Origin of the sequence: Achromobacter sp. PD1 (assembly GCF_048541815.1) — a bacterium.
Classification (GTDB): domain Bacteria; phylum Pseudomonadota; class Gammaproteobacteria; order Burkholderiales; family Burkholderiaceae_B; genus Achromobacter; species Achromobacter bronchisepticus_A.
Genome location: NZ_CP183349.1, coordinates 4,204,316 through 4,224,789, shown reverse-complemented (window position 1 = coordinate 4,224,789; position 20,474 = coordinate 4,204,316). Strand labels below are relative to the sequence as shown.

Genomic DNA, 20,474 nt, shown 5'->3' with positions numbered 1-20,474 from the left:
TGTTCTTGTGACGCGGATGGCGTCCCGGCGCCAGCGCCCTCTATGGGGCGCTTGATCGCCTGATGAAAGTTCAGGGCCTGCCGGCCAGCATGCGCGTGGCCGTGTAGGCCATTACCGGCTTGCCGTTCTGGTTGCGTACTTCGATCACCGAGGCGACCACTGCCCGGTTGTGCTGCGAGGTGGGGCGTATGCTGGTGACTTCGATCTCCGCCCAGATGGTGTCGCCCGCGACCACGGGCGCCAGCATTTTCTTGTGGACTTCCAGTAGCGCCAGCCCGGTGCCTTGCACCATGCCCTGCATGATCAGCCCCTCGATCAGGCCGTAGGTCAGGCCGCCGGGGGCGGGGCGTCCCTGGATCGCGCCATGGGCATAGGTGGCGTCGATGAAGATCGTCTCCAGCATGCCGGTCACGCTGATGAAGTTGACGATGTCGGTTTCGGTCACCGTGCGGCGGAACGTCTGAAAGCGCTGGCCCACGGCCAGGTCCTGCCAGTAATAGCCCTGGCCAAGCTGCTTGATGTCGGCGGCGTTGCGGTCTGCGGTCATGCGGGGTCCTTGCGGTTGTTCGGGGTTGAGGGATGCGCGTCGCGGGCTGCGCCCGATTCCAGAAGCCCGGCGATTTGCGCGTCGTCCAGGCCGGCCTGGCGCAGCACGTCCAGCGTGTGCTCGCCCAGGCGCGGCGGCATCGCGGCCGGCACATGGGAATGCTGCAGACGTACCGGGTTGCGGGGAAAGCGGTAGCGGCTGCCGGAAGCGCTTGCTAGCGGCGCGAAGAAATCCACGCTTTGCAGGTGCGGGTCGGCCTCCAGGTCCTGCAGGCGGTTGATGGGCGCGGCGGGGATTTCCAGGCGCGCGCACAGCGCCAGCCAGTAGGCGGTATCGCGCCCGGCCACGATGCCTGCTTGCAGTTCGTAGAGCGTTTCGATGTGCCGCGTGCGCGATGCGATGTCGGCAAAGCGCGCGTCCTGCGCCAGATCGGGGCGGTCCGCGGCGATGAAGAAGTCGCGCCAGTGGGCGTCGGTATACGGCATCAGGCAGACATGGCCGTCGGCGGTTTTGCACGGTTTGCGCCAGGGCGTGAGCACGCGCGGATAACCGGCCTCGCCGGGCTCGTCGGCCAGGTGCCTGCCGTAGTAATGCTCGACCAGCGCGTAGGACGCCATGCTTTCGAACATGGGCACTTCCAGCTGTTGGCCCGCGCCGGTGCGCTCGCGCTGGAACAGCGCGGCCAGGATGGCGTGCGCCGCGATCAGCCCGCAAGTCTTGTCGGCGGCCACGGTGGGCAGGTAGCGCGGCGCGCCGGTCTGGCGGTCCACCAGGTCGGCCAGGCCCGAGAGGCCCTGGATGATGTCGTCGTACGCCGGCAGGCCGTCATAGGCGCCGCCCGCGCCGAAGCCGTACAGGCCGGCGTAGACCAGCCGCGGGTTGCGCGCGCACAGCGTGTCCGGATCCAGTCCCAGCGCGGCCATCTTGGCCGGGCGCATGCTGTGCATCAGCACGTCGGCCTGGTCCACCATCGTCAACAGCGTCTGGCGCGCCGCGGCCTGTTTCAGGTCCAGCACGATGCTGCGCTTGTTGCGGTTCAGGCCCAGGAAGATGGCGGCCAGCCCGGGTTCCTGGGCGGGGCCGGTATGCCGCGTCGAATCGCCCGCGGGCGATTCCACCTTGATCACGTCGGCGCCGTAGTCGGCGAGTATCTGCGAGGCGTAGGGGCCGAACACCACGGACGTCAGGTCCAGGATGCGCACGCCGCCCAATGCGCTGGCTTGGGATAGGGGAGTGGCTGTCATGGCGGAAATCCTATCGGCCGTCGGCATACACGTCTAATATGGCGTCGGTATTGGGCGATATGGAATTTATTATGGCTATCGATTTGCGGCAGCTCCGGCAGTTCGTCACCATCGCGGAGCTGGGCAGCTATCGGCGCGCCGCGGACACGCTGCATATTGCGCAGCCGGCGCTGTCGGTCTCGATCCAGAAACTGGAACACGCGGTGGGCGCGCCGCTGCTGGTGCGGGGCCCCAAGGGCGTGACGCCGACGCCTGCGGGCCAGGCGCTGATGGCGGACGCCCGCCGCGCGCTGTTCCACGCCGACCAGGCGCGCCAGGCTGCCCGCCGCGTGGCGCTGGGCGAGTGGGGTACGCTGCGGCTGGGATTCGTGGGCTCGGCTACCTACATGCTGCTGCCGCGTTGCCTGCCGGTCTTTCGCGCGCAGTATCCGGACGTGCAGCTGGACCTGCGCGAGGACAGCACGGTCGGCCTGGTCGCGATGCTGCGCGCCAACGATATCGATGCAGGCCTGGTGCGCGGTCCGCTGGCGGAAGACGCGGCGCTGGACTCCTGGGTGGTGGAGCGCGACGACCTCATCCTGGCCGTGCCGGCGGGGCATCCGCTGGCCGCGGGCGGGCCGGTCAGCCTGGAGCGCGCCCGCGCCGAGAACTTCGTGCTGTATTCGCCCCTGAAAGTGCCGGGCCTGCACGGCGTGGCGCAGGCGCTATGCCTCAAGGCCGGGTTTTCGCCGCGCATCAGCCAGGAGGCGATACAGGTGCAGACGCTGATCAGCCTGGTCGCCAGCGGCATGGGCCTGGCGCTGGTGCCGGGCGTGACGCGCGCGTATTCGACCCCGCACGTGGCCTTCGTGCCGCTGACCGACGCCGACGCGCACGATGCGCTGTCCCTGTCGCTGGTGACGCATCGCGACACGTCCTGCGCGTCGGTGCTGCGCCTGCGCGACTCCATGCTGAGTCCCGCAGGCTGAAGGCGCGGCTAGTTCTTCAGGCCCAGCTCGGCAACGAATTTCCTTTCTTCCGCGACTTGGCGGACTGCGAAGTCGGTGTAGGCGGCGCTGTCCATCAGCATGTGGGGCTGGTCGGCGGTTTCCAGCGCGCGGTTGTACTCCGGATCGCGGGACGCGCGGTGGAAGGCTTGCTGCAGGATGCGTGTGACCTCGGGATCCATGCCCTTCGGTCCGGCGATGCCGACCGGATTGGCCGCGACGATGGGATAGCCCAGTTCCGTCAGCGTGGGCGCGTCCGGCACGCGCTTGGCGCGGGCTTCGCCCAGCACCGCCAGCAAGCGGGCTTTGCCGGTGTCTATCATCGGCCCCCAACCCGCGTCCGAGATCATCTGGATATGGCCGCCCAGCAGCGCGGTGGTCTCTTCGGCCGCGCCCTTGTAGGGGATGAAATTGAAGCGCGTGTTCGTCAGCCGCGACAGGCGTTCGATCGCGATGCGCCCGGAGCCGCCGGTGCCGGTGCCGCCGTAGCTGATCTTGTCGGGATGGGCGCGCGCGTCCGCGATCAGCTCGTCCAGCGTGCGCCAGGGCGCGTCCTCGCGTACCACGATGGCGTAGGAATAGGCGGTCATGCAGGCGACGTAGGTGAAGTCCTTGAGCGGGTCGTAATTGACCTGCTGCAGAAAGGGGTAGCGGAACAAGGTGCCGACCACCACCGACACCGTATAGCCGTCGGGTGCGGCGGTCTGCGCCATGGCTGCCGGGCCCAGTGTGCCGCCCGCGCCCGGCCGGTTGGCGATGACGACCGTCTGGCCCAGTTCGCGCGAGGCCGCGATCGCCAGCGCGCGCATCTGCGTATCGGTCGCGCCGCCAGCCGGAAATGGCACGATGAGCGTGACAGGGCGGGCCGGAAAGCCCGTGGCGCTGGCCGGACGCGGCAAGGCCAGCGTGGCGGGCAGGGCCGCGCCCAGCTTGAGCAGGCTGCGGCGCAGGGGCGAGGGAAGGCTGCGATGAGGATCGTTCATGATTGTCTCCGTCCTGGTTATGGTCGCTTGGGGGGCGGGCGGGGCTGGCCGTATGTGCCTACAGCGCAATGCCGCGCCCGATCAGGCTGGCGACGTCCGGCTCGCTGTAGCCGGCCTCGCGCAGGATCTGATCGGTGTGTTCGCCGGGCAGCGGGGCCTGGCGATGTATGGCGAACTGGAAGCCCGACATCTTCACCGGGCTGGCCACATGGGTGTTGCGGCCGTAGACCGGGTGCTCGGTCTGCAGCGACATGCCGCGGGCGACGAACTGCGGATGCGTCAGGCCTTCCGCCAGTTTGAGCACGGGCGACACGCAGCAGTCGGCGCCTTCAAACAGTTCCAGCCAATGCGCCAGCGGGCGCGATCCGAAGATCTGCTGCAATTCGCGGCGCACGCGCGCCTGCTGCGCCGCGTCGCCGTTGCGGTGCAGCGGCGCCAGATCGGGACGATCCAGCCGCCGGCACAGCGTTTCCCAGAATTTCAATTCCAGCGCGGCGACCGCCAAATAGCGTCCGTCCGCGGCGCGGTACTGGCCATAGCAGGCCAGCCCGCCGGACAGGGTATCGGCGCCCGCCGGCCGCGTGTCGCCGCGGGCATTGAGCGTGGCCAGCGGCACGACGGCGCCAGCCAGCAGGCCGTCGGCAATGGCGATATCGATGTACCGTCCGAGCCCGCTGCGCTGGGCGTCGTACAGCGCGGCCAGGATGCCCATTACCGCCGTAAGCGAGCCTCCAAGGATGTCGGCCACGGGCAGGTTCGACAGCGCCGGCAGATCGGGCCCGCAGCCCATCTGATCGGCGACTCCGGCGCAGGCCGCGTAGTTCAGATCGTGGCCCGCGGCGTCGCGCTGCGGGCCATCCTGGCCGTAGCCGGTGATGCTGCAGTAGACCAGCCGGGGATTGTGGCGCGCCAGGGTGGCGTAGTCGGCCTGCAGCCGCGCGGCCACGCCCGGACGGAAACTCTCGATCACCACGTCCGCGCCGCGCGCCAGCGCCGCCAGCGCTGCCTGTCCCTCGGGATGTTTGAGATCCAGCCGCAGCCCGCGCTTGTTGCGGTTGCAGATGGCGCGCAGGGGCGGCGGCGCATAATCGCCCGCCTGCGTATCCTCGATCTTGATGACGTCGGCTCCCAGGTCGGCCAGGTATTGCGCGCCCAGCGGACCGGGCAGCAGCCGCGACAGGTCCAGGATCCTGACGCCCGCGAGCGGAGCGGTGTTCGGTGTATCCAAAGAGGGACTCCCGTAAATACGAAGTGGCATGCCCGCCTGGGGCTCGCGCCAGTCTAGGCGCGGCTTTCCGGCCGACCAATGGCGGATTCGCTGATTGCGCTTGGCGAGAATGCTCACGCCAGCCATTCCTGCGCGCGCAGGCTTTGGCTACCATCGATCCATCGGCGTACGCCAGCCGCTGGATATCCTCATGACCCATCACACCATTGCCGTGGGACATATCGCCCAAATCCTGCAAGGCGCGCGCAGCCGGGGGGTGGACGTGGACCGGGTCCTGACGCGCGCCGGCGTGCCGCCGTCCCTGTTGCAGGCGCCGATGGCGCGGGTATCGCAGGCGCAGCTCGCACAGATAATGCGGACGCTGCGCCGGGCCACCCGCGATGACTTCCTGGGCATGGGCCAGCATCCGGTTCCCATGGGGGCGTTCGACCATGCCTGCCGGCTTGCCTTGCAGGAAGACAAGGTCGGGCAGGCGCTGCGCGCGGCGTTCCGCTACTACCACGGCGTGCTGCGGGATTTCACCGCCCGCCTGTGCGTGAGCGGCGAGCGCGCGCGCATCGTGCTCGACTCGCGCGCGCCCAGCAGCTGTGCGCGCTGGTATGGTGAACGCTCCTTTCTGTTCTTCACGCTTGGCGTGGCCAATTGGCTGGCGGCGCGGCGCATTCCCATTCTGGGCGTGGACTACAGCAGCGGCGCGCGCAGCGCCGATGCGCACAGGCTGTTCTATGCACCGGTGCGCTATGGCCAGCCGGTGACGGGCCTGTGGCTGGAGTCGCGTTGGCTGGCCTTGCCGGTGGTGCAGAACGAACAGACGCTAAAGCCGTTTCTGGCCAATGCGCCGTTCGACCTGTTGGTGAAGTACCAGGACCGCACCACCCTGACTGATCGCATCCGCCGCCTGTTGCGCAACGATCTGTCCAAGGAGTTGCCGTCGCTTATTCAGGTCAGCGCGCAATTGGCAATGACGCCGCAGACGCTGCGGCGGCACTTGCGTGAAGAGGGGCAGGGCTTCCAGGCCCTGAAGGATGATTTGCGGCGCGATGCCGCGGTCGAATACCTGGGCCGCCACGAGCTATCCCTGATGGACATCGCCGAGCGCCTGGGTTTTTCCGAACCCAGCACCTTCCACCGCGCCTTCAAGAAATGGACCGGCGTGTCGCCGGGAGAATACCGCCGCAACCGCCTGGTCTGCGGCCCCGAAGGCCGGCAAGCCGCTGACACTTTTGGCCTATCGGTTTGACGCCTGCGGCCATTGCCGCGATCCTGCCCCAAGGGGGAAGCTAGGGGCTCGAGGACGAACGCACGCTGCTCCGCGCAAGGAGCGCGGCGCCGCAGGAGACGAGCACCATGTATCTGACACAAGGCCTGCATCGCGCAGGCCGGCTGCACCCCGGCAAGATCGCGCTATGCGAAGACGTACGCCGCTGGACTTACGCGGCGCTGATCGATTGGACCGCACGCAAGGCCGCCGTGCTGCGCGGCCATGGAGTACTGCACGGCGACCGCGTGGCGTTCTGGAGCGCCAACGGCGCAGACTATGTGTCGTGGATCCTGGCATGCTGGTGGCTGGGAGCGGCCGTGCTGCCTTTGAACACACGCTGGAGCAGCCCAGAGCTTGCGCAGGCACTGGCCGACTGCAGTCCGCGCCTGCTGTTGGTGGACGAGACCATGGCGCCACGCATGGCCGATGTGGACATTCCCGCCAGCACGGCGCCGCTGTCCGCCGACGTGCTGGAAGCGCACGCCGCCGCGGCTGCGCCGCTGGAGGATATCCGTGCGGGCGGCGACGCGCTGGCCGCGATTCTCTTTACCGGCGGCACGACCGGCGCGCCCAAGGGCGCCATGCTGACACACGCGAATCTCTGGAGCGCTGCGGTGGCCAGGATGGCTACGGTCCTCACGCCGCCCGACAGCCGCACCTTGCTGGTCGCACCGCTGTTTCATGTTGCCGGCTTGGGACGATTGATCGGACAGTTTGTCGCGGGCGCATCGGTGGCGGTCCAGCGCGGCTTCCAGCCCCGCGCGGTATTGCAGGCCCTGCAGGACGACGGCGTAACCGAAGTACTGCTGGTGCCCAGCATGATCCAGATGCTGCTGGACGAACCCGGGTTCGCGCAGTACAGGCTGGACGGCGTGAGGCGGGTGATCTGGGGCGCCTCGCCGATTTCCCGGGCTTTGCTCGACCGGGCGCTGGTGGCCTTTCCGCAAGCGGAGTTCGTCCATGCCTACGGCATGACCGAAACCGCCGCCACGGTCGCCATCAATGCAGACGTGCGCCAGGGCGGCGCGCGCACCGAATCGGCGGGACCGCCTGCGGTAGGCGTGGAGACGCGCATTCTCGCGCCCGACGGCAGCGAGGCGGCGCCCGGCGCGGTCGGCGAGTTGTTGGTGCGCGGACCCATGGTGATGCAGGGTTACTGGAACCGGCCCGAAGAAACGCGCCGTGCATTCGACCGGGGCTGGCTGCTGACAGGCGACGCGGCCCGCCAGGACGAGGACGGATACCTGTATATCGTTGACCGCCTCAAGGACATGATCGTCAGCGGTGGCGAAAACGTTTACGGCGCTGAAGTGGAAGGCGTGTTGGCCCGCCACGCGCTAGTGGCGCGCTGCGCGGTCATCGGCGTGACGCATGCGCGGTGGGGCGAGGCGGTGCACGCGGTAATCGTGCCGCGTCCGGGCATGGCCGCCGACGCCGATGCTCTGGACAGGCATTGCCGCCTGCAGCTTGCCGCCTACAAGTGCCCCAAGACCTACGAGTTCCTCAGCGAATTGCCCATGTCAGCCGCCGGCAAGGTGCTGAAGTCCGTGCTGAGGCAAGACCATGAATCCAGGCGCGCGGCTGTCGCCGCGCCCGCTCATCAGGAGAGTCAGACATGAATCGGAAAGTATGGGTGGCGGGAGTCGGCATGATTCCCTTCAGCAAGCCCGGCGCCAGCGAGGCATATACCGTGATGGGCGCCAGCGCCGTGCGCCAGGCTCTGCGGGACGCCGGACTGCAATACGACGCGGTCCAGCAGGCCTACGCGGGCTATGTCTACGGCGATTCGACCGCTGGCCAGGCGGTGGTCTACGGCGTGGGGCTCAGCGGCATTCCGGTGTTCAACGTCAACAACAATTGCGCAAGCGGTTCGTCGGCCCTGTTCCTGGCGCGGCAGGCGGTGGAAAGCGGGGCCGTGGAGTGCGCGCTGGCGGTGGGCTTCGAACAGATGGTGCCTGGCGCGCTGAAAGGCGTGTACGAAGACCGCCCGTCGCCTCTGCAGGATTTCGTCTCGGCGATGAGTGAAATGCAGGGCTATGACACGGCCAAGCCGCGCGCAGCCCAGTTCTTCGGCGGCGCGGGCCGCGACTACATGAAGGAGCACGGCGTCGGCGCCGACCTCTTCGCCCGCATCGCGGTCAAGGCGCGCCAGCATGCCGCGCGCAATCCTTACGCGGTGTTCCGCCAGCCGGTCACGCTGGACGAGGTGCTGGCCGCGCCCATGATCTTCGATCCGCTGACGCGCCTGCAATGCTGCCCGCCGACCTGCGGCGCGGCGGCCGCCATTCTGTGCTCGGACGAGTTTGCGCGCCGCCACCGGCTGGCGCCCGCCGTCAGCATTGCCGCGCAGGCCATGACGACGGACACGCCGTCCACCTTCGGCGCTGGCGACATGCGCAAAGTAGTGGGCTTTGACATGACGCGAGCCGCGGCCGACCAAGTCTATGAGGCCGCCGGTATCGGCCCTGACGACGTGGACGTGGTCGAACTGCACGACTGCTTCACCGCCAACGAGCTGATCACCTACGAAGGCCTGCGCCTGACACCCGAGGGCGGCGCCGAGAAGTTCATCCTGGAAGGCGACAACACCTACGGCGGCAAGGTCGTGACCAATCCGTCCGGCGGGCTGCTGTCCAAGGGCCACCCTCTGGGCGCGACCGGCTTGGCGCAATGCACCGAGCTGGTGTGGCAGCTGCGAGGCCAGGCGGACTTGCGCCAGGTCGAAGGCGCCAGGCTGGCGCTGCAGCACAACCTGGGACTGGGCGGCGCCTGCGTGGTGACGCTGTACCAGGCGGCCTGAGGGGAACGCAATGCTCGACACCAGCCATATCGGCGCCGCCCTGCCCGCGTTCAGCGCTAGCGTGGAGGCGGGCCGCCTGCGCTTCTTTGCCAAGGCCACCGGCCAGGACGACCCGGTCTATACCGACGAGGCCGCCGCGCTGGCGGCCGGCTACCCGGGACTGCCGGTGCCGCCGACCTTCTTCTTCTGCCTGGAAATGGACAGTCCACGGCCCGCCGCCATGCGTGAACTGCTGGGCATAGACATCGCGCGGGTGCTGCACGGCGAACAGGCCTTCGTCTACCACGCCATGGCGTACGCAGGCGACGAATTGCGCTTCGAGCCGCGCATCGCCGACATCTACGCCAAGAAAGGCGGCGCGCTGGAGTTCGTCGTCCGTGAAACCCGGGTGACCGACGCCGCCGGGCGCCTGGTCGCCGAACTGCGCGCGACGACCGTCGTGCGCAACGCCTAGGAGACGGGAATGACTGCGGCCATGAATCATGACGCCAAGGCCGGCGACCAGCTGCCCGGCTTTACCGCGGGGCCGGTCAGCCGATTGGGGCTGGCGCTGTATTGCGGCGCTTCGGGTGACCACAACCCGATACACGTGGACCTGGATTTCGCGCGAGCCGCGGGCATGGACGACGTCTTCGCCCACGGCATGCTGTCGGCCGCCTATCTGGCCCGGCTGCTGACGAACTGGGCGCCGCAATCGGCGCTGCGCGAGTATGCCGTGCGCTTCGTGGCGATCACGCACGTGGGCGATGAGGTCCGCTGCTCCGGCAGCGTCGTGGAACGCTTTGAAGCGCAGGGAGAAACCCGCTTGCGGGTGGAACTGCATGCGCGCAGCCAGACCGGCGAACCGCGCCTGAGCGGCGTGGCGGTGCTGGCAATTCAGTAACCCAGGAAAGGAGATGACGATGGGCACATTGGAAGGCAAGGTCGCGCTGGTCTCGGGCGCGGGGCGCGGGATCGGGCAGGAGATCGCGCTGAAGCTTGCGCGCGAAGGCGCCAGCGTGGTGGTGAACGATCTGGACGCGGGGCCGGCGGAAGAAACCGTGGCGCTGATCCGCAGGGCGGGTGGCCAGGCGCAGGCCTGCGCGGGCAGCGTGATCGAAGCGGGCTTCGCCGAACGTTTTGTCGGCACCGCCGTGAATACCTATGGCGGCCTGGACATCATCGTCAACAATGCCGGCTACACCTGGGACAACGTGATCCAGAAGATGACGGACGAACAATGGGACGCCATCCTGGCGGTGCACCTGTCCGCGCCGTTCCGCATCCTGCGGGCGGCCTCCGGTTTCATCCGGGTGGCGGCCAAGGCCGAGGCGGAGCAAGGCAGGGAAGTGTTTCGCAAGGTCGTGAACATCTCGTCGACTTCCGGCGTCATGGGCAATGCCGGGCAGGCCAACTATTCGGCGGCCAAGGCGGGCATCAACGGCCTGACGCGCGCATTGGCCAAGGAATGGGGCCGCTACAAGGTAAACGTCAACAGCGTGGCCTTCGGGCTGATCAAGACGCGCCTGACCGAAGCGCCGGCCGACGGCGATGCCACGCTGGACATCGAAGGCCGGCAGATCAAGGTGGGCGTCAATCCGCAAGTGCTGAAGAACGCCGAAAGCCTGATCCCCATCGGCCGAGCCGGCACGCCGGCGGAAGCCGCGGGTGCGGTGTACCTTTTCTGCCTGCCCGAGTCCAACTACGTCAGCGGCCAGGTCCTGGTCGTCGGCGGCGGCCGTCCTTAAAAGGGGGAGCGCAATGGACACGCCACGGCAAGGCTGGATGGACGCAGACCTGACGCTGTTCCAGGATTCGACGCGGCGTCTTTTCGAAAGGGAGTTTGTGCCCGACGAAGAACGCTGGCGCAAGCAGCAGCACGCGGACCGCGAGGTCTGGAACAAGGCCGGCCGTCTGGGCCTGTTATGCGTGAGCATGCCCGAAGCCTATGGCGGAGGCGGAGGCAGCTTCGCCCACGAGGCCATCGTGGCGGCGGAACAGGCGCGCGCCATGGTGCATGGCTTCAGCAACAACGTGCACAGCGCCATCCTGGCGCATTACATCCTGAACTACGGCACGGAAGAGCAGAAGCGTCGCTGGCTGCCGCGCATGGCCACGGGCGAACTGGTGGGCGCCATCGCCATGAGTGAACCGGGAGCGGGGTCCGACCTGAAGAGCGTGCGCACCACCGCCGTCAAGGAAGGTGGTGAATACGTGCTCAACGGATCCAAGACCTTCATCACCAACGGCCTGCACGCGGACCTGGTCTGCGTGGTCGCCAAGACCGATACCCAGGCCGGAGCCAGGGGCGTGTCGCTGATCATGGTGGAAACGCAGGGCCTGCCGGGCTTCAGGCGCGGGCGGCTGCTGGAGAAGCTGGGTCAGAAAAGCCTGGACACGGCGGAGCTGTTCTTCGACGGCGCGCGCGTGGGCGAGGACTGCCTCCTGGGCGGCGTCGAGGGCTGTGGCTTCGCCCAGCTCATGCAGCAGCTGCCGCGCGAACGGCTGCTGATCGCGGTGGGCGCCGTGGCCACCATGCGTCGCGCCATCGAGGAAACCGTGGCCTACGCCAGCGCCCGGCAGGTCTTCGGCCAGGCGCTCATCGAACTCCAGAACACGCGCTTCACGCTGGCCGAGTGCGAGACGGTCGCCACCATTGCGGCGCGTTTCGTTGACGATTGCATCGAACGCCAGCTGGCCGGCACGCTGGATCTGTCCACCGCAGCCATGGCCAAGTGGTGGACCACGCAGATGAACTGCCAGGTGATCGACGAGTGCCTGCAATTGCACGGTGGCTACGGCTACATGCTTGAATACCCGATAGCCAGGATGTACGCGGATGCGCGGGTCGGCAAGATCTACGGCGGCTCCAACGAGATCATGAAGGAAATCATCGCGCGCGCCATGACCGCCTGAAGCGCATGGCAGACAGTCAGAACAACGATGAGGAGACAAGATGCACCAAGCGCATTATCGGTACTGGCCCAAGGGCTTGCCGAAGGAGATCAGCCCGCCGCAGTCCAGCCTGTACTTCAACCTGGAGGCGTCCGCCGCGCGCTATCCGGGCAAGGCCGCCATCGTGTTCTACGACAACGTGCTCGACTACGCGCGCTTAAAGCGCGAGGTCGATGCCATGGCCGGCTACCTGCAGCACAGCGCGGGCGTGAAGGCGGGCGACCGCGTCCTGTTGCTGAGCCAGAACTGTCCGCAGTTCGTCATCGCGTACTACGCGATCCTGCGCGCCGATGCGGTGGTGGTGCCGGTCAACGCGATGAGCACGCCGGACGAGCTGGCGCATTACCTGGCGGACAGCGGCGCGCGAGTGGCCTTCGCGGCCCAGGAACTGTGCGCGCGGCTGGACGGCTTCGCCGCTGACGGACGCCTGGAGCGCGTCATCGTCCACACCTATTCGGACTACTTGCAGGGCCCGGCTCCTGACGCGCCCGACTGGGTCGCCGCGCCGCGGCGCGCACCTGATGTGCGCGGCGGCGTGCCTTGGTATGGCGCGCTGGCGGTCAACGCACAGCCGTCGCCGCACCGGGCGGGGGCGAAGGACCTCTGTCTGTTGCCCTACACCTCGGGCACCACCGGCCGGCCCAAGGGCTGCCGCCACACCCACGGCACCATGAACGCATCCCTGGCCGGCTCGCAGCTATGGCGCGGCCTGACCTCCGAGGCGGTCATCATGGGCGTGGCGCCGATGTTCCATCTGTTGGGCATGCAGAGCGGCATGAACACGCCCATCTTGCTGGGCGCCACGGTGGTGGTGCTGCCGCGCTGGGACCGCGAAGCGGCCGGGCGGCTGATGGCGCGTCATCGCGTCAGCGTCTGGGCCGCGCCGCCGGCGATGGTCGTGGATTTCTTCGCGCAACCCGGCATCCAGAAGCTGGACCTTTCCAGCCTGGCGCAGCTGTGCGGCGGCGGAGCTCCCATGCCCGAGGCGGTCGCGAGCATGCTGGGCAGCCGCTACGGCATTACCTACAACGAGGCATACGGCCTGACGGAAACCGCATCGTTCCTGCACTGCAATCCGCTGGACCGCAACAAGCGCCAATGCATAGGCGTCCCCACCTTCGGCGTGGACACGCGGATCGTGGACCCGGCCACGCTGGCTGAACTGCCCCAAGGCGAAACCGGCGAACTCGTGACGCGCGGCGCGCAGGTCATGCTGGGGTATTGGAACAATCCGCAGGCCGACGACGAAGCCTTCTTCATGCTGGACGGGCAGCGCTACTTCCGTACCGGCGACCTGGGCCGGGTGGACGAAGAGGGCTACTTCTACGTGACCGACCGCTTGAAGCGCATGATCAATGTGTCCGGCTACAAGGTCTGGCCGGCGGAGGTGGAGAACACGCTGTACGGGCACCCCGCGGTGCACGAGGCTTGCGTGATCGGCGTGCCGGACGCCAGCCGCGGTGAAACGGTGAAGGCCCTGCTGGTCTTGCGCGACGAGGCGCGCGGCAGCGTGCGCGAAGAAGACGTGATCGCCTGGGCGCGGACGCGCATGGCCGCCTACAAGGCGCCGCGCATCGTCGAGTTCGTGAACGCCTTGCCCAAATCCAGCACCGGCAAAATCCTGTGGCGGCAGTTGCAGGAAGAGGGCAAGGCGGCGGCCTAGCGCGTCCCCGGGTCGGCTTGGCTGGCGGCGGCCGCAGGCGGTTCCTGACCTTTGCCCGCCAGGCCCTGGAGCAGGCGGCCCAGTTCCACGGGGAAGGGGAAGACGATGGTCGAGCTGTTCTGCGCGCCTATCATGGCCAGCGTGCTCAGATAGCGCAGCTGCATCGCCTCGGGCTGCTCCGACAGGGTGCGCGCCGCGTTCAGCAGCATCTGCGCGGCCTGCTGTTCGCCTTCGGCATGGATGATCTTGGCGCGCCGCTCGCGTTCCGCCTCGGCCTGTCGCGCGATGACGCGCACCATGCCTTCATTCAGATCGATGTGCTTGATCTCGACGTTCGCCACCTTGATGCCCCAGGCGTCGGTCTGCGCGTCGAGGATTTCCTGCACCGCGCTGTTCACCTTGTCGCGTTCCGAGAGCAGTTCATCCAGATCGTGTTTGCCCAGCACGGAACGCAGCGTCGTCTGCGCCAGTTCGCTGGTTGCCTGGCGGAAGTTTTCGACCTGGATCACGGAACGCTCGGGATCGATCACGCGGAAGTAGATGACCGCGTTTACTTTGACGGACACGTTGTCCCGGGAGATGGCATCCTGGCTGGGAACATCGAAGACCTCGGTGCGCTGGTCCACTCTTACCATCTGCTGGACCAGCGGGATCAGCAGGATCAATCCGGGACCCTTGACGCCGGTAAAACGTCCCAATGTAAAGATCACGCCGCGCTCATACTCGCGCAGGATTCGGACCGACAGGGCGAACAGCGCGACGGCCAGCGCCAGGATGGGGGCGTAAAAGGCGAGGTTCATCAACATGGCAGGCTCCGCATGGAGGGTTCGAGGGCTCAGGTCGCGGACGCCGTCATCCCGACGGCGGCGGGCCGGCGTCCGCCCGTACCTGCAAGGTCACGCCGCGGACGGCGGTGATGACGACGGCATCGCCGGCAGCCAGGCCCGCCGGACCCGTCGCTCGCCAGCGTTCGCCCGCGGCCGCCACGTAGCCCTGCCGGTCCGCCCAGCTCAACACCTTGATGCGCTGGCCGATCAGCGACTCGGCGCCGCTGACGATGGGAGCCTGGCGCGAACGCAGGGCCAGCCGGCCGACCAGGAAGGTCATTCCCAGGCTGGCCGCGGCGATGCCAGCCATCAGCGGAATGGAAACGCCAAAGGCGGGCGTATCGGTGTCGATGAGCAGGAGGGCGCCCAAGATGAAGGACACCGCGCCTCCAATGCCCAGGACGCCCAGCGTCGGCGCGAATATCTCCGCCACCATCAGCGAGATGCCCAGCAGGACCAGCGCGATCCCGGCATAGGTCAGCGGCAGCGCCGACAAGGCGTAGAGTCCGACCAACAGGCAGATGGCGCCGAAGATGCCCGGAAACAGGGCGCCGGGAGTCATGAATTCGAAGATCAGTCCATAGATGCCGGCCATCAGCAGCAGCAGCGCCAGATTGGGATTCGTGATGACGCTGAGCACCTGGGTGCGCCAGTCGGGGTCTCTGGCCAGCACTCGCAGGTCTTTGGTGTGCAAGGTCACCATGCCGTTGCCGACACGGACGCTGCGTCCTTCCGCTTTGGCCAGCAGGTCCGGCAGGTCGTCGGCGATCAGGTCGATCACGTTCCGCGCGTGCGCTTCGCCGGCCGTGAGGCTGGCCGCGCCGCGCACCGCCTGTTCCGCCCAGTCGGCATTGCGGCCGCGCAGCGCGGCCAGCGCGCGGATGTAGGCCACGGCGTCGTTGATCGCCTTGGCTTCGGCCGGATCTTGCCCGGTTCGTCCAGGACTGCCCTCGTGACCTGGGGGCGGCTGCTTGTCTGGCGGCTCTGCCGGCTTGGAGGAGCCGCCCAGCGAAATCGGGGTCGCCGCGCCCAGGTTCGTCGCGGGCGCCATGGCCGCGACATGGCTGGCGTAAAGAATATAGGTGCCGGCGCTGGCGGCGCGCGCACCGTTGGGCGCCACATAGGAAATCACGGGAATGGGCGAGGCCAGGATCGCGCGGATGATGTCGCGCATGGAAGCGTCGAGTCCGCCCGGCGTATCGATGCGCAGCACCACCGCCGCGGCATTCTGTTCACGCGCGGCGGCCAGGCCGCGGATCACGTAGTCCGCCGTGGCGGGGCCGACGATGCCGTCCAGGGTCAGCAAGAGGGCGGCCGGCTGGCCCCCGGCCGGCTGCGCGCCTGCGCCGCCCGCGACGAACGCCGCGGCCGCCAACAGCGCCGCCGCGCGGCGCAGCTTGCGCAGCATTGAACAGGTTCCGGACATCAGGCTCAGGATCGGGGCGGTCATGAGCTGCTTTCCTCCGACACGCAACGCGTGGCGGCGGGCCGCCGGCGCTGCTGAATCCAGCGTACTACTTTTGCCGCGGCATTCGGAGACCTGCCGGCGCGGTAGCGCGGGCGTCAAGGCGGCGGCGTGCGCGATGTCTTTGAGATGGCCCGGATTTTCTGCAAAATAGATCGTTACCGTGGACGATGAAATGCAGGGATGTCTATGTTTATCCGTCAGCTCTCCTATCTCCTGGCCCTGGACAAGTACCGGCATTTCGGACGGGCGGCGGAAAGCTGCCATGTCTCGCAACCGGCGTTGTCCAATGGCATCCGCGAACTGGAGCGCGAACTCGGAATCACCATCGTCAAGCGCAACCGGACCTTCGAAGGCATTACCCCTGAAGGCGAACGGGTGATCCAGTGGGTGCGGCAGGTGATGGCTTCGCTGGAGGGGCTGCGGCAGGAGGCCAACCTGGTGCGCAGCGTGCCGCAAGGCCACCTGGCGATAGGCGCGATTCCCACTGCCAACCATGCGGCGACGCTGCTCAGCGCCCAGTACCGGGAGATCCTTCCGCAGCTGACGCTGGAAGTCACCTCGCTCAGCACGCCGGAAATCCTGCGCCGGCTGAAGGCCCAGGAAATCCAGTTGGGCATCCTCTATGAGCGGTCCGTGCTCGATAGCGCCGATTTCGACGTGATGCCGCTGTACGCAGAGCGCTACGTGCTGGTGGCGAACGAGCAGGCCTCCTTGCCGCGCCAGCTGGATTGGTCGGAAGTGGGCGAGCTTCCGCTCTGCCTGCTCAGCCCGGACATGCAGAACCGCCAGACCTTGAACAAATGTTTCGAGAGCGTGGAAGCCAAGCCGCGCGTGGTGCTGCAAAGCAACGACATCCGCGTGCTGCTGGCGGAATGCCAGAGCGGGCGGGCGTTCTCCATCATGCCCCTGAGCGCCTTGCCCGCCCAGTACGAAGGGGCCGGGCTGCTGGCGCACCCCATCACTCCGGAGCACGCCGAGGACGTCTGCCTGGTCAGGCTGCGGCGCGACACGCCGCCTGCCTTGTCGAACGCCGCCTGGCAGATCGCCGGCCAGCTGGACCTGGAAGCCGTCCTCAACCAATCGCTGGCGACGAAGCCTTGATAACCATGGATTATCAAAAGGTTCACAGGAAAAATTAGATCAATTCTTGTCGTTGCCGCATGCTGGCGGGAATTGGGCGCTTGAAGGAGACCAGCCATGAAACAACGACGTGAAGTACCTGGCATCCGTCCCTATGACGGGCCGGCGGGCGGCTGGGGGGCATTGAAGGCGACGGCCCAGGCCGTGCGGCAACAGATGGAAGTGGTGGAGGCGCCCGTCGTCCTGCTGCGCACCAACCAGCCCGCGGGTTTCGATTGTCCAGGCTGTGCGTGGCCGGACAAGGAACACCGCTCCACGTTCCAGTTCTGCGAGAACGGCGCCAAGGCGGTCACCTGGGAGGCGACCAGCAAGCGCGTGACGCCGGATTTCTTCGCCCAGCGCACGGTGTCTTCATTGCTGGCGCTGTCGGACTATGAACTGGAGGACTTCGGCCGCCTGACTCACCCGATGACCTACGACGCGGCCACCGACAAATTCGTTCCCGTGTCGTGGGATGCCGCGTTCGAACGCATCGGCGAGGCGCTGCGCAGCCTGGACGCGCCTGACCAGGCCGAGTTCTATACCTCGGGACGGGCCTCCAACGAGGCGGCCTATCTGTTTCAGCTGTTTGCGCGCGAGTTCGGCACCAATAATTTCCCGGACTGTTCCAACATGTGCCACGAGGCGACCAGCGTGGGCTTGCCGCAGTCCATCGGCATCGGCAAGGGCACGGTCTCGCTGGAGGACTTCGACCATGCGGAGCTCATTCTCTCCATTGGCCACAATCCCGGCACCAATCACCCGCGCATGATGGGCACGCTGCACGAACTGGCGCGCCGCAAGGTTCCCATCATCGTCTTCAATCCCTTGCGCGAACGCGCGCTGGAACGCTTCGCCGATCCGCAGAGCATCGTGGAAATGGCGACCTTCAGCTCGACCAATATCGCCTCGACCTATTATCAGGTCCGGGCGGGCGGCGACGCGGCCGCGCTCAAGGGCATCATGAAAGCGCTGCTGGCGCTCGAAGCGCAGCGCGGGAACGTCCTGGACAGCCAGTTCATCGCGCAACACACATTGGGCTTTGACGCGCTGGCCGCGGACCTGGAGGCAACCTCCTGGGCCGACATCGAAACCGAAAGCGGGCTGCACCGCGCGGACCTGGAGCACGTGGCCGAGGCCTACGCCAAGTCCAACGCCACCATCGTCACCTACGGCATGGGGATCACCCAGCACAACACGGGCACGGCCAACGTCAAGCTGATCGCCGACCTGCTGCTCATGCGCGGCAACTTCGGCAAGCCCGGCGCCGGCATCTGCCCGCTGCGCGGTCACTCCAATGTGCAGGGCAACCGCACGGTCGGCATCACGGAAAAGCCCAGCCCGGAGTTCCTGGCAAAGCTGGAAGCGGAGTTCGGCTTCACGCCGCCTCAGGGCCACGGCCATGACGCGGTGCAGGCCATGGAAGCGATGGTCGACGGCTCGGCCCGGGCGCTCATCTGCCTGGGCGGAAACTTCGCCGTGGCCTTGCCCGATCCCGAACTCTGTTTCGCGGCCATGAAGGAACTGACGCTGAGCGTGCATCTGGGCACCAAGCTCAACCGCTCGCACCTGCTGGTTGGGCGCGAGACCTTCCTGTTGCCGGTGCTGGGGCGCACCGAGCTGGACGTCCAGGCCGACGGCCCGCAATCAGTGACGGTGGAGGACTCGATGTCCATGGTCCACGCCTCGGCGGGCAAGCTGAAGCCGGCATCCGCCGAGCTGCGCTCGGAACCGGCCATCGTCGCCGCCATGGCCCGGGCGACCTTGCCCCACAGCAAGGTGGACTGGCTGGGGCTGGTGCAAAACTACGATCGCATCCGCGACCTGATCGAGCGCACGATTCCGGGCTTCGACGATTACAACGCGCGCATCCGCGTGCCCGGCGGCTTTCGCATGCCCTTGCCGCCGACCGAGCGCAAGTGGAACACGCCCACCGGCAAGGCCATGTTCTCGGTGTTCCCCGGCGTGCGCGAGCGCTATGAGCCCTGGCCGGACGAGGTGTTGCGGCTGGTGACCATACGCAGCCACGACCAGTACAACACCACGATCTACGGCTTGGACGACCGCTACCGCGGCGTCTTCGGCCGCCGCGACGTGCTCTTCATGCATCCGGAAGACCTGGCCGCGCAGGGCTTGGAACACGGTGATCTGGTGGACATAGAAACCGTGTCGCGGAACCGGACGCTGCGGCTGGCAGGCATTACCGCGATTGAATACAGCATCGCGCGAGGTTCGGTCGCGGCCTACTATCCCGAGGCCAATGTCCTGGTTCCGCTGGACTATATCGACAAGGAATGCGGCACGCCTTCCTACAAGTCGATACCGGTGCGCATCCGCAAAGCCGCGCAGGGGGGCGCCCAAGCGTAAGCCGTCATGATCGTCCGCCCCGCCTCGCGCTCTCCCTGGCTGCTGCTGTTCACGCTGAAGGGATCCATTGTCTCCATCATCTGGAAGCGTGTCGTCGCCATGATGCTGCTGGCCACCGCCGTGGTGCTGGCGGAGCACCGGCTGCCCTTGAGCGGGGTCGGGCTGGGCGCCGTGCCCTTGACGCTGGTCGGGCTGACCCTGGCCATCTTCCTGGGGTTCCGCAACAGCGTGGCCTACGAGCGCTGGTGGGAGGCGCGCAAGCTCTGGGGCGAGCTGCTCATCGTCATCCGCAACCTGACGCGGCAGACGCTGAGTTTTCCCGACGGCCTGCCCGCCGCGCGCCAGCGTGAATTGGCGCATGGCCTCATCGCCTATGCCCATGCCTTGCGGCACATGCTGAGGCAGAGCGATCCCAAGGAAGACCTGCAGCGCTGGCTGCCCGCCGCTACTGCGGCCCACATCATGCATGCGGCGAATCCGCCCAGCGTGCTTCTGGGCGACTTGAGCCAGGCCTATGCCCAGTTGCGGCGAGAAGGGCGGCTGGACAGCATCCTGCTCGCGGACATCGATGGCCAGATCACGCGGCTGTCATACATAGGCGGCGGCTGCGAGCGGATACGCGGCACGCCGATTCCCTTTGCCTACATCCTGCTGCTGCACCGGACCGTCTACATCTATTGCCTGCTGCTGCCGTTCTGCCTGGTCGGCAGCATAGGCTGGGTGACGCCCTTCATGGTGGGCGTGCTGTCCTACACGTTCTTCGGGCTGGACGCCCTGGGCGAACAGATCGAGGAACCCTTCGACCGCCTGCCCAACAACCTGCCCCTGGATGCCCTGTGCCGCGGCATCGAGATCAACGTCGGGGAGTTGCTGGGCGACAAGAATCTGCCGCCGCCGTTGTCGCCGCAGGATGGCGTGCTGTTCTAGCTGTCATCTTTTCCGATCTGGTACGGGGTGCGGCGCTGGCCGCGCAACAGCTGAACAGGCATGAAAAGAATGCGTCGTGGCCAGCTGACAGTCCCCTTGCCCAAGGCCCTCCGTGGCTGC

At 67.2% G+C, this 20,474-nt stretch carries 18 protein-coding genes; 12 read left to right on the top strand and 6 right to left on the bottom strand.

From position 1 onward, the window contains the following. Window positions 1-70: 70 nt before the first annotated feature. Window positions 71-547, bottom strand: coding sequence for a MaoC family dehydratase (locus ACM1PE_RS20010; RefSeq protein ID WP_059371758.1), 477 nt, complete (start codon window positions 545-547; stop codon window positions 71-73). Continuing rightward, entirely contained in the window at window positions 544-1,791 is a 1,248-nt protein-coding gene (locus tag ACM1PE_RS20005; RefSeq protein WP_280015215.1) for a CaiB/BaiF CoA transferase family protein, read from the bottom strand. The genes ACM1PE_RS20010 and ACM1PE_RS20005 overlap by 4 nt, the downstream gene beginning before the upstream one ends. Window positions 1,792-1,862: 71 nt before the next feature. Here ACM1PE_RS20005 and ACM1PE_RS20000 point away from each other — a divergent pair, with 71 nt between their 5' ends. Continuing rightward, a complete protein-coding gene (locus tag ACM1PE_RS20000; protein ID WP_251881277.1) occupies window positions 1,863-2,759 on the top strand; it encodes a LysR family transcriptional regulator in 897 nt (298 codons plus the stop codon). 8 nt (window positions 2,760-2,767) lie between these two features. Here the strand turns inward: ACM1PE_RS20000 and ACM1PE_RS19995 are convergent, their stop codons facing one another. Together ACM1PE_RS19995 and ACM1PE_RS19990 are read right to left on the bottom strand one after the other, a co-directional pair. After that, window positions 2,768-3,760: a Bug family tripartite tricarboxylate transporter substrate binding protein gene (locus ACM1PE_RS19995; protein ID WP_059371760.1), complete on the bottom strand. Its 993-nt coding sequence runs from the start codon at window positions 3,758-3,760 to the stop codon at window positions 2,768-2,770. Window positions 3,761-3,818: 58 nt separating this feature from the next. Then, entirely contained in the window at window positions 3,819-4,988 is a 1,170-nt protein-coding gene (locus ACM1PE_RS19990; RefSeq protein ID WP_419340766.1) for a CaiB/BaiF CoA transferase family protein, read from the bottom strand. A gap of 190 nt (window positions 4,989-5,178) precedes the next feature. Between ACM1PE_RS19990 and ACM1PE_RS19985 the strand changes: the two genes are divergently transcribed. The 8 genes from ACM1PE_RS19985 (at window position 5,179) to ACM1PE_RS19950 (ending at window position 13,646) form a co-directional block, all read left to right on the top strand. Next, window positions 5,179-6,228 (top strand): AraC family transcriptional regulator, encoded by a 1,050-nt coding sequence (locus tag ACM1PE_RS19985; protein WP_419340765.1) that lies wholly within the window; start codon window positions 5,179-5,181, stop codon window positions 6,226-6,228. 107 nt (window positions 6,229-6,335) lie between these two features. Further along, the gene (locus ACM1PE_RS19980) at window positions 6,336-7,868 is read left to right on the top strand and encodes a class I adenylate-forming enzyme family protein (RefSeq protein WP_419340764.1); all 1,533 of its coding nucleotides are present in this window, start codon (window positions 6,336-6,338) and stop codon (window positions 7,866-7,868) included. Continuing rightward, a complete protein-coding gene (locus tag ACM1PE_RS19975; RefSeq protein WP_059371763.1) occupies window positions 7,865-9,049 on the top strand; it encodes a lipid-transfer protein in 1,185 nt (394 codons plus the stop codon). Before ACM1PE_RS19980 ends, ACM1PE_RS19975 begins: the two co-directional genes overlap by 4 nt. A gap of 10 nt (window positions 9,050-9,059) precedes the next feature. Next, on the top strand, window positions 9,060-9,503 hold the full coding sequence (locus tag ACM1PE_RS19970; RefSeq protein WP_306636070.1) for a MaoC family dehydratase N-terminal domain-containing protein: 444 nt from the start codon (window positions 9,060-9,062) through the stop codon (window positions 9,501-9,503). A 9-nt stretch (window positions 9,504-9,512) separates the two neighbouring features. Next, window positions 9,513-9,932, top strand: coding sequence for a MaoC family dehydratase (locus ACM1PE_RS19965; RefSeq protein ID WP_306636072.1), 420 nt, complete (start codon window positions 9,513-9,515; stop codon window positions 9,930-9,932). A gap of 19 nt (window positions 9,933-9,951) precedes the next feature. After that, a complete protein-coding gene (locus ACM1PE_RS19960) occupies window positions 9,952-10,776 on the top strand; it encodes an SDR family NAD(P)-dependent oxidoreductase (protein WP_059372763.1) in 825 nt (274 codons plus the stop codon). Window positions 10,777-10,789: 13 nt separating this feature from the next. Next, window positions 10,790-11,944 carry an acyl-CoA dehydrogenase family protein gene (locus tag ACM1PE_RS19955; RefSeq protein ID WP_419340763.1) on the top strand — a complete coding sequence of 385 codons (1,155 nt, stop codon included), beginning with the start codon at window positions 10,790-10,792 and terminating at the stop codon, window positions 11,942-11,944. A 40-nt stretch (window positions 11,945-11,984) separates the two neighbouring features. Next, the gene (locus ACM1PE_RS19950; protein WP_419340762.1) at window positions 11,985-13,646 is read left to right on the top strand and encodes a long-chain fatty acid--CoA ligase; all 1,662 of its coding nucleotides are present in this window, start codon (window positions 11,985-11,987) and stop codon (window positions 13,644-13,646) included. Here the strand turns inward: ACM1PE_RS19950 and ACM1PE_RS19945 are convergent. Together ACM1PE_RS19945 and ACM1PE_RS19940 are read right to left on the bottom strand one after the other, a co-directional pair. Next, complete coding sequence (locus ACM1PE_RS19945) at window positions 13,643-14,452, bottom strand: slipin family protein (RefSeq protein ID WP_059371768.1); 810 nt, start codon at window positions 14,450-14,452, stop codon at window positions 13,643-13,645. The two genes, ACM1PE_RS19950 and ACM1PE_RS19945, sit on opposite strands and share 4 nt — an antisense overlap. Window positions 14,453-14,498: 46 nt before the next feature. Continuing rightward, window positions 14,499-15,923, bottom strand: a complete 1,425-nt coding sequence (locus ACM1PE_RS19940) for an NfeD family protein (protein ID WP_419340761.1) — start codon at window positions 15,921-15,923, stop codon at window positions 14,499-14,501. Window positions 15,924-16,121: 198 nt separating this feature from the next. On the opposite strand from ACM1PE_RS19940, the gene ACM1PE_RS19935 reads away from it, so the two are divergent. The 3 genes from ACM1PE_RS19935 (at window position 16,122) to ACM1PE_RS19925 (ending at window position 20,354) form a co-directional block, all read left to right on the top strand. Next, window positions 16,122-17,042, top strand: a complete 921-nt coding sequence (locus ACM1PE_RS19935) for a LysR family transcriptional regulator (RefSeq protein WP_251881288.1) — start codon at window positions 16,122-16,124, stop codon at window positions 17,040-17,042. Window positions 17,043-17,138: 96 nt separating this feature from the next. Continuing rightward, entirely contained in the window at window positions 17,139-19,427 is a 2,289-nt protein-coding gene (locus tag ACM1PE_RS19930) for an FdhF/YdeP family oxidoreductase (protein WP_118934984.1), read from the top strand. A 6-nt stretch (window positions 19,428-19,433) separates the two neighbouring features. After that, window positions 19,434-20,354, top strand: coding sequence for a bestrophin family protein (locus ACM1PE_RS19925; protein WP_419340760.1), 921 nt, complete (start codon window positions 19,434-19,436; stop codon window positions 20,352-20,354). The last annotated feature ends 120 nt before the right edge of the window (window positions 20,355-20,474 follow it).

What these genes read in the sequence shown, in the direction of transcription:
- ACM1PE_RS19975 (WP_059371763.1), top strand. Translation starts at nt 7,865, where the DNA reads ATGAATCGGAAAGTATGGGTGGCGGGAGTCGGCATGATTCCCTTCAGC.
- ACM1PE_RS19955 (WP_419340763.1), top strand. Translation starts at nt 10,790, where the DNA reads ATGGACACGCCACGGCAAGGCTGGATGGACGCAGACCTGACGCTGTTC.
- ACM1PE_RS20000 (WP_251881277.1), top strand. Translation starts at nt 1,863, where the DNA reads ATGGCTATCGATTTGCGGCAGCTCCGGCAGTTCGTCACCATCGCGGAG.
- ACM1PE_RS19925 (WP_419340760.1), top strand. Translation starts at nt 19,434, where the DNA reads ATGATCGTCCGCCCCGCCTCGCGCTCTCCCTGGCTGCTGCTGTTCACG.
- ACM1PE_RS19950 (WP_419340762.1), top strand. Translation starts at nt 11,985, where the DNA reads ATGCACCAAGCGCATTATCGGTACTGGCCCAAGGGCTTGCCGAAGGAG.
- ACM1PE_RS20005 (WP_280015215.1), bottom strand. Translation starts at nt 1,791, where the DNA reads ATGACAGCCACTCCCCTATCCCAAGCCAGCGCATTGGGCGGCGTGCGC.
- ACM1PE_RS19960 (WP_059372763.1), top strand. Translation starts at nt 9,952, where the DNA reads ATGGGCACATTGGAAGGCAAGGTCGCGCTGGTCTCGGGCGCGGGGCGC.
- ACM1PE_RS19940 (WP_419340761.1), bottom strand. Translation starts at nt 15,923, where the DNA reads ATGACCGCCCCGATCCTGAGCCTGATGTCCGGAACCTGTTCAATGCTG.
- ACM1PE_RS19985 (WP_419340765.1), top strand. Translation starts at nt 5,179, where the DNA reads ATGACCCATCACACCATTGCCGTGGGACATATCGCCCAAATCCTGCAA.
- ACM1PE_RS19935 (WP_251881288.1), top strand. Translation starts at nt 16,122, where the DNA reads ATGTCTATGTTTATCCGTCAGCTCTCCTATCTCCTGGCCCTGGACAAG.
- ACM1PE_RS19930 (WP_118934984.1), top strand. Translation starts at nt 17,139, where the DNA reads ATGAAACAACGACGTGAAGTACCTGGCATCCGTCCCTATGACGGGCCG.
- ACM1PE_RS19965 (WP_306636072.1), top strand. Translation starts at nt 9,513, where the DNA reads ATGACTGCGGCCATGAATCATGACGCCAAGGCCGGCGACCAGCTGCCC.
- ACM1PE_RS20010 (WP_059371758.1), bottom strand. Translation starts at nt 547, where the DNA reads ATGACCGCAGACCGCAACGCCGCCGACATCAAGCAGCTTGGCCAGGGC.
- ACM1PE_RS19945 (WP_059371768.1), bottom strand. Translation starts at nt 14,452, where the DNA reads ATGTTGATGAACCTCGCCTTTTACGCCCCCATCCTGGCGCTGGCCGTC.
- ACM1PE_RS19970 (WP_306636070.1), top strand. Translation starts at nt 9,060, where the DNA reads ATGCTCGACACCAGCCATATCGGCGCCGCCCTGCCCGCGTTCAGCGCT.
- ACM1PE_RS19995 (WP_059371760.1), bottom strand. Translation starts at nt 3,760, where the DNA reads ATGAACGATCCTCATCGCAGCCTTCCCTCGCCCCTGCGCCGCAGCCTG.
- ACM1PE_RS19980 (WP_419340764.1), top strand. Translation starts at nt 6,336, where the DNA reads ATGTATCTGACACAAGGCCTGCATCGCGCAGGCCGGCTGCACCCCGGC.